The organism is Nocardia pseudobrasiliensis NBRC 108224 (assembly GCF_001613105.1).
Taxonomy (GTDB): domain Bacteria; phylum Actinomycetota; class Actinomycetes; order Mycobacteriales; family Mycobacteriaceae; genus Nocardia; species Nocardia pseudobrasiliensis.
In genome coordinates, this window is the sequence record NZ_BDBS01000025.1 from 1 (window position 1) to 7,409 (window position 7,409).

Annotated in this window: 5 protein-coding genes; 2 read left to right on the forward strand and 3 right to left on the reverse strand. The window is 67.5% G+C overall.

What is annotated here, in order from left to right:
• Window positions 1-267 precede the first annotated feature (267 nt).
• A complete protein-coding gene (locus NP4_RS20860) occupies window positions 268-1,869 on the reverse strand; it encodes a DUF2207 family protein (RefSeq protein ID WP_068000246.1) in 1,602 nt (533 codons plus the stop codon).
• A 77-nt stretch (window positions 1,870-1,946) separates the two neighbouring features.
• On the opposite strand from NP4_RS20860, the gene NP4_RS20865 reads away from it, so the two are divergent.
• Window positions 1,947-3,131, forward strand: a complete 1,185-nt coding sequence (locus NP4_RS20865) for a neutral zinc metallopeptidase (protein ID WP_245997848.1) — start codon at window positions 1,947-1,949, stop codon at window positions 3,129-3,131.
• 432 nt (window positions 3,132-3,563) lie between these two features.
• Entirely contained in the window at window positions 3,564-4,475 is a 912-nt protein-coding gene (locus NP4_RS42680) for a neutral zinc metallopeptidase (protein ID WP_245997849.1), read from the forward strand.
• Window positions 4,476-4,478: 3 nt separating this feature from the next.
• Here the strand turns inward: NP4_RS42680 and NP4_RS20875 are convergent, their stop codons facing one another.
• Together NP4_RS20875 and NP4_RS20880 are read right to left on the reverse strand one after the other, a co-directional pair.
• Window positions 4,479-5,162 carry a TetR/AcrR family transcriptional regulator gene (locus NP4_RS20875; RefSeq protein WP_068000252.1) on the reverse strand — a complete coding sequence of 228 codons (684 nt, stop codon included), beginning with the start codon at window positions 5,160-5,162 and terminating at the stop codon, window positions 4,479-4,481.
• On the reverse strand, window positions 5,159-7,409 hold a 2,251-nt coding region (locus NP4_RS20880), incomplete at its 5' end, for an MMPL family transporter (protein ID WP_307597456.1). The genes NP4_RS20875 and NP4_RS20880, both read right to left, overlap by 4 nt.

The window sequence follows — 7,409 nt, forward strand, 5'->3', positions numbered from 1 at the left end:
GGGGTGGGAACGAAGGCCGGTCCTTGCCTGAGATGGGGACGAAGTATGGCCCCTGCCTGGGGCGAGGACGAGTAAGGCCCTCGCCTAGGGGAACGAAGTGCGGTTCTCGCCCAGGGCGGGGAACAAAGATGGTCCTTGCCGGGAATTGGGAACGACCCCGTTTTGTTCGGTCGGTTCGGAACTATTGGCCGGTACCAATATTCGATTGCGATCGACTTCCCCGCGTGACAGTCACGCTGCCGACGCAGCGCATCGTGGAAGGGCACGCTAGACGAACAACCCCTCGAGCGCGGTGATGAAATACGGGAAGTGCCCGGCGAACCGGTGCAGATTCCGGTCTCGATCGAAGCCGCCGAACCAGTACAGCCCGGGCTGCCGATCCGCCGACGGATCCAGATCGCGGAATACGCGGATCCAATTGTCCGCCCGCCCACCGATGATCGTGAACGGTAACGCCCGCGAGAACACCAGCTCTCGATCGCCGGGCGGAATCCGATCCGAGCGCAGATCGTCCAGACCGCGCTGCAGCGACCGCACCCGGCCCACGAGCTCGCGCCCGGCCGCGGTACGCGTGGGCAGATAGCGCGGCAGCAGCAGCGCCGCCACCCCGCCCAGTGCGATGGCAACGCCGACCAGCGCGTACCCGCCGGTGATCGCCAATACGATCGTGACCGCGATACCGACCGCCACCAGCCCGGCGCCCAGCCAGAACGCCAGACCCCGGCGCTTGCGATCGACCAGCACGCCGCGCTCGACGGCCGCGCCCACCAGCGCCGCCCGCGCGGCCGCGCCGATCGGCCGACCACGCAGCTCGGCCACCGTCACCGCATCGGTCCCGTCCGGCAGCAGTGCGCGATAGATCTGCTGTTCGTAGTCACGCAGCTGCGCATCGGCCGGATTCACCCGCACGATCCGCCAGTCCGAATCGCTGATCGGTTCGATCCGGATATAGCGCCGCACCGCCAGATCCACCACGGTCGCCGCGAGGTCCGGGGCGTCGGCCGAGCCGTCGAGCAGCACACCCGCCTCACCCGGCAGCACACCCTCCGGCGAGGCGAATTCGGTCCGATTCCCGTTGCGTTGCAACGGTTCCACCGAATCGGCCATCGCCAGGGCAGCGGCATCCTGGCGACGCGACCACGCGACGAATCCGCCGCAGGCGGCCAGCGCGGCCAGCAGCACGCCGAAGGCCACCAGCACCGGAACGGTGAAACCGAAGGCCCCCGAGGAACTTCCGTCGCGAATATCGGCATTGGCGGGCACGGTGCCCGGTGGCAGCTGCAGCGTCACATCGAGTACATCGCCGCGATGCAGTCCGTCCTGGCTCAGGAACATCACACCGTCGGGTTCCACCCGGATGTCATTGCACTTCTTGGCCTGTCCGGGCGGTCCGATCGTGCAGTCGGCGATACCCATTCGGAAGCTCGGGCTGATCACCGAGGCATCGATGGAGGCGACATCGGCGTTGAGCACGCCGGTCCATTTGAACAGCTGGGTGCCCGGCGCCTCGCTGACCACGCCGTGCACGGTGTATTTGAACGAGGACTCACCGGGCTGGGCATCGATGGTGAACCGGTCCCCGTCGACCTTCGCGGTCCCCGCTCCCGTGGTCGTGACATCCGAGACCCCGAAGCGTCGTTCCCCGTTGTCTCCCTGCGCGATTCGCAGCGGCAGCACCATGTGGAACTGCCCGCCCGGCGGCACCTGCACCGTCTCGGCAACTTCGAGCAATCCGTCGTCGCCGAGTTTCAGATCGGCTGTGATCGCCGCACCCTCGGCCGGCTGCGCCCGCGCGGCGGGCGGACCCGCGAACAATCCGGCCAGCACGAGCACCAGTGCGCCGAGGGCGCCCCCCCGAAAGATCAGCATGGGGCCATAGCTTAGACAGCTTGCTATTCTGCGTCAGCGGCTGTCGAGTACCCGAAAGAACCAGGGGGCATGGGGGAGTGAGTCAACCACCCTACGGATACGGTCCGATCCCGCCTGCCGGTCGGCCGGGTCCGCCCTACGGCCCGCCCCCGGGCTATCCGCCCCCGGGCCACCCACCGCAGCACAGCTATCCGCCGGGTCAGCCGCCACAGTATCCGGGCAACTATCCCGCGCCCTCGCCGTATCCGCAGCAACCCTATGGACCGCCGGGCTATTCGCCCGTCCCGCCCAATCCCTACGGACCGCCCGGTCGCCCGTCCGCGGGCCGGGGACCCGTGCCGCCCACACCGTACGGCCCGCCGGGAAAACCGCCGCAGCGCCGCAAGGGCGGTGGCCGGATCGGCGGGGTGCTGGTGATCGTCATCCTGATCGTGGTGACCGCGCTGGTCCGTGTCGGTGTCCGGACCGGTGTGCAGGCATCGACCCATTCCGGTGGCCGTGCGGATTACACCTACGGGCCCACCGGGAAGGAGTCCGGCTCCACACCGGTCACCGAAACCGGCAACAATCCGCTGCTGGCGGATCCGGGTTCGCCGCTGAGCCCCGCTCGCTGCAGTTACGCGCCGTGGAGCACCCAGGTCGATGCCGCGCGCAAATTCTTCGAGAGCGCGGCGACGTGTCTGGAACAGGCATGGAAGCCGGTGCTGGCGTCGGCGAAACTGCCCTTCACCGAACCGAAGTTGAAGGTCACCGCGTCCACCGCGGGTATCACCACGCCGTGCACGGGCAGCAGCAGTAATTTCGCCGCCTTCTACTGCGGCGCGGACCAGACCATCTACCTCCCGATCAGCCAGTTGCAGACCGAGATGTTCGGCAACCATTGGGAGATCTACCTGTCGGTCTTCGCCCACGAGTACGGCCACCATGTGCAGGCCCAGTCGGGCATCCTGACCGCAGCCAACCGCCAGCGCCGCGACGCGGGTCCGAAAACCGCCCAGGGACTGGAGATCTCCCGCCGAATCGAATTGCAGGCCAACTGCTTCGACGGCATGTACCTGTCGGCCTCCGCGGGCGGCGGCTCCCTGTCCTCGACCCAATCCGGCAACGCCCGAGACGACGCCTACGGCCGCGGCGACGCCCCCGGCGACATGCGCGACCACGGCACGGCCCGCCATATGGGCGACTGGTTCAGCACCGGCTTCGACCGCAACAAAACCGCCCAGTGCAACACCTTCACCGCCCCCGCGGGACAGGTGAGCTGATGCCTCAGTTGCCTTGTCCGGTTCGTCGTCCGGCCGTGAGTTGTCACCAGGGCTGCGATTGTTCCCTCGGTTGGGTGAGCTGATGCCTCAGCTGCCTTGTCCGCCATCGGGGTACGGTCCGCTGATCGGCCATATCGCGCCGTCCTGCCACGGTTCTTCTCTCGGTCAGGTGGATTGATGACGCAGCCGCCCTATCCGCCGCCCGGGTACGGTCCGCCACCCGGGTACGGACCGCCGCCGGGGTATGGTCCGCCGCCGGGGTATGGTCCGCCGCCCTACGGTCCTGCTGGTGGGCCATATTCCGGTGCGTGGCAGCAGCTTCCGCCGTTGCCGCCGCCGGGGTACTACGGTGGTTATCCGCCGCCGCGTCGGCGTAGCGGTGTTGCGGGGGCCGTCGTGGTTGTGTTGTCGGCGGTCGCTGTGGTTGCGGGCATGGTGGTATATGCGGGGATGGACCATCGGGGGCATCGTTCCAGTGAGCGGGTCGCGCCGAGTTATACCTATGCGCCGCCGACCTGGGAGACCACTACGGCGGCCGTCACCACCACGTATACGGCTCCGACGACCACACTGCCGCCCACCCGCACCACCCGTCCCGCGCCTACCACGACGAAACCCGCTGGGCCGCAACCGGTCGTGGCCACGGGGGACAATCCGCTGTTCCGGCATCCCGAATCCGGTCTGAACAATATCGCCTGCGACTATCCGGCCTGGCGGCCGAATGTGGCCGCGGCCCGGGCATATTTCCTGGCCGGGATCGGCTGTCTCGATCAGATGTGGAGCAGGCTGCTGCGGTCGGAGAATCTGCCGTTCTCCAGCCCGCAGCTCAGCGTGACCGCGCATGCCTCGGAGGCGTCCTCGCCCTGCGGCACCCATCCGCAGCCGGTGGCTTACTACTGTTCGGCGAACTACACCATCTACATGCCACTGGATTCGATCTTCACCAATGAGGATCCCAACGACCCGATCATCTACCTGGCCATCCTGTCGCACGAATACGGCCACCACGTCCAGGCGGTGAGCGGCATCATGACCAGGGAGAACCGGGACCGCTCGACGGCCGGACCCACTTCCGCACTGGGACTGGAGCTTTCGCGCCGATTGGAACTCGGGGCGCAATGCTTCGGGGGAATGTTCGTCGGCTCGTCCAACTACATCGGCACCGTCACCGAGGACCAGGCGGGCCGGGCGCTGTACGACAACTACCACCGCGGCGATCAGCCGGGCGATATGCGTGATCACGGCACCGAGGCGCACAACGGCGGCTGGTTCGAAACCGGATACCGCAACAACCGCACACAGCAGTGCAATACCTGGTTGGCCGCCTCCGGCGATGTGTCCTGAGGGTCAGGGCAGCTCGCGAATCCGCTCCAGCCACGCCATGGCCTCCTCCGGCTCCGGATCGCCGCCCATGATGTCGAGCACCGCCCGTCCGATGCAGGCGGCGCTCAACACCTGATCGGCGATGGTCTCCGGATCGCCCCACGGCAGATAGGGTTTCGCGATCATCAGCGAGACGATGCCGTGCGCGCTGGCCCACATCTGCAGAATCACCGGCACCGGATCGCCGGGCGCGATCAGCCCGTCGTCCATGGCATCGCGGATGGTCTGCGAAAAGCGCTGGAACACAGCACTTCCCATGACCTGATCGACAGCGCTCGGCCCGTCGCGCTCACCGCTCGAGGTCGCGATGCGGTACTGCTCGGGATGTTCGAGAGCGAAACGCACATAGGCCAGGCCCTGGGCCTGTAGGCGCAGCACGGGGGAGCGGGTGGGATCGTCCGCGGCGGCCATCGCGACGTCGAGGTTCTCGAAGACCTGCGCCACGACCGCCTCGATGAGAGCGTCCTTGTCGGCGAAGTGCCGATAGATCGACGGCGCGCTGACCCCGACCAACCGACCGACCTCGCGGATCGAGACGGCGTCGGCGTTTCCGGTGCGCGCCAACAACTCTCCCGTCGCCTGCAGAATCTCGGCGCGCAACGCGGCCCCCTCGCCGCGGGCCGAACGGGGACGACGCGCAGTCGTCATCGTTGTCCCGCGGGCTGGGGCTCCGGAGCGGATTGCTCGGTGAGCCCGAACCGCTCGTGCCAGCGGGCCAATGGTGCGGGCGCCCACCAGTTGACGGTGCCGAGCAGCCGCATCAGTGCGGGCACCAGCAGGCCGCGGATGACCGTGGCATCGGCAAGCACCGTCAGCGTGAGGCCGAGCCCGAACATCTGGATGAAGGTCACCTTTCCGAATGCCATGGCGCCCAACACTATCGCCATCAGCACGGCCGCCGCGGTGACGATGCGGCCGGTACGGGCCACGCCGACCGCGACGGAATGGGTATTGGCGGCGCGGGTGCGGTCCGAGGTCAGCCACTCCTCTCGAATGCGCGACAGCAGGAACACCTCGTAATCCATCGACATGCCGAAGGCCAGGCAGAACATCAGCATCGGCATGGTGGCGACCAGATAACCGGTCGGGGTGAAGCCGATCAGATCCGCCAGATGGCCGTCCTGGAAGATCCACACCATCATCCCGAACATCGCGGTCAGCGACAGGCAATTGAGCACAAGGGTTTTCAGCGGCAACACCACGCTGCCGGTGAACAGGAACAGCACAACGAAGGTCGCCAGCGCGATCAAAATCGCCGCCAGGGGAATTCGTGAACCGAGATCGTGCATACCGTCGGCGTTCATCGCCTCCGCGCCGCCGAACAGCGTCGAAGCGGGCGCCGGAACCTCACGCAGCTGTTCGAGCTGATGGCGGCTGTCGTCGGAGAACGGCGGGAATTTCGATTGGACGGTGAGGAATTGGCCCGCGTCGTTGGCCATACCGGGCGGGGTCGGGGCCATGCGGGCCCCCGAGACGTAAACGCCCGCATTCGACAGCACTGCCGAGACGCCGTTCATCTTCGACAATCCCGCGGCATACGAACCGGCGTCGCCGCGATAGCCCGGCAGGACGACCGTGGTGGACAGCTGGGCGTTGACGGCCGGGAACTGACTACGCAATTCGTCGCCGACCGCACGACTGTCCGCACCCACCGGCAGCACCCGATCGTCGGGATAGCCGAATTTCGCGTCCAGGAACGGCGTGCCGAGGGCCAGCAGCACCGCGGTGATCACCAGTGTCACCGGTACCGCGCGGCGCATCACCCAGGTGACCACGCGGTACCAGCCGGTCCGCTCGAGCGGCCGGGGCGCCGGCGCGGGGCGACGCAGCAAGCGCCGCAACGGGACTCGCATATCCCAGGCATTGACCCGATCGCCGAGCAGGACCAGCGCCGCGGGCAGCACCAGGATCGAGGCCACGGCCGCGGTCGCGACGACGGCCACGCCCGCGTAGGCGAACGACTTCAGGAAGTAGAGGTTGAACACGCTCAGCACCGCCAGCGCCAGCGCGACGGTCAGCGCGGAGAACAGCACCGTCCGCCCGGCGGTCTGCACGGATCGGATCGCCGCGGCGCGATGGTCCGCACCGGCGGCCAACTCCTCGCGGAAACGGCTGACGATGAACAGGCTGTAATCGATGGCCAGCGCGAGGCCGAGGGCGGTGGTCATATTCAGCGCGTAGATGGATACGTCGGTGAACAGGGTGAACAACCGCAGGATCGCCATTGTGCTCGCGATCGCGAACAGGCCGACCGCCAGCGGCAGCGCGGCCGCGATCACACTGCCGAACACCAGAATCAGCACGATCGCCGTGAGCGGCACCGCAATGCCCTCGGCCACCGCGAGATCCTTGGTGACCTGGCCGTTCACCTCGTGATAGGTGGCCGCGAGACCACCCGCGTGCACGGTGACGCCCGGGGTGTGGCCGTCGAGTTCGTCGACGATCTGTCCCGCCGACTTCTGCGCCACATCGTCACCGCCGGTCAGATAGGCCACGATCAGGCCTTCCTTACCGTCGGTACTGCGCAGGGCGGCCTTCACATTCGGCGGGCTCGTCCAGTACGAGCGGATGCCGACCACATCCGAACGCGACTGCAGGCGCTGGGTGATATCGGCCCCGGCGGCCTTCGCGTCGGGGCTGTCCACGCCCTGATCCGAGCGCACCAGCAGCACGAAATTGGGCTGCGCGCCGTCGAACCGGTCGGCCAGATACTGTCCGGCACGGGTCGACTCGGCTTGGTCGGAGGTGAATCCGGCGGATTTGAGATGGCTTGTCGCCGAGGCCCCGAATCCGACGCAGACCAGCGCCAAGGCCAGTGCCGCCAGCAGGATCACCCGGGGGTGACGAGTCGACAGCTGTGCGATGCGGGTCAGCATCGGGGTGCCCCAATCGGTC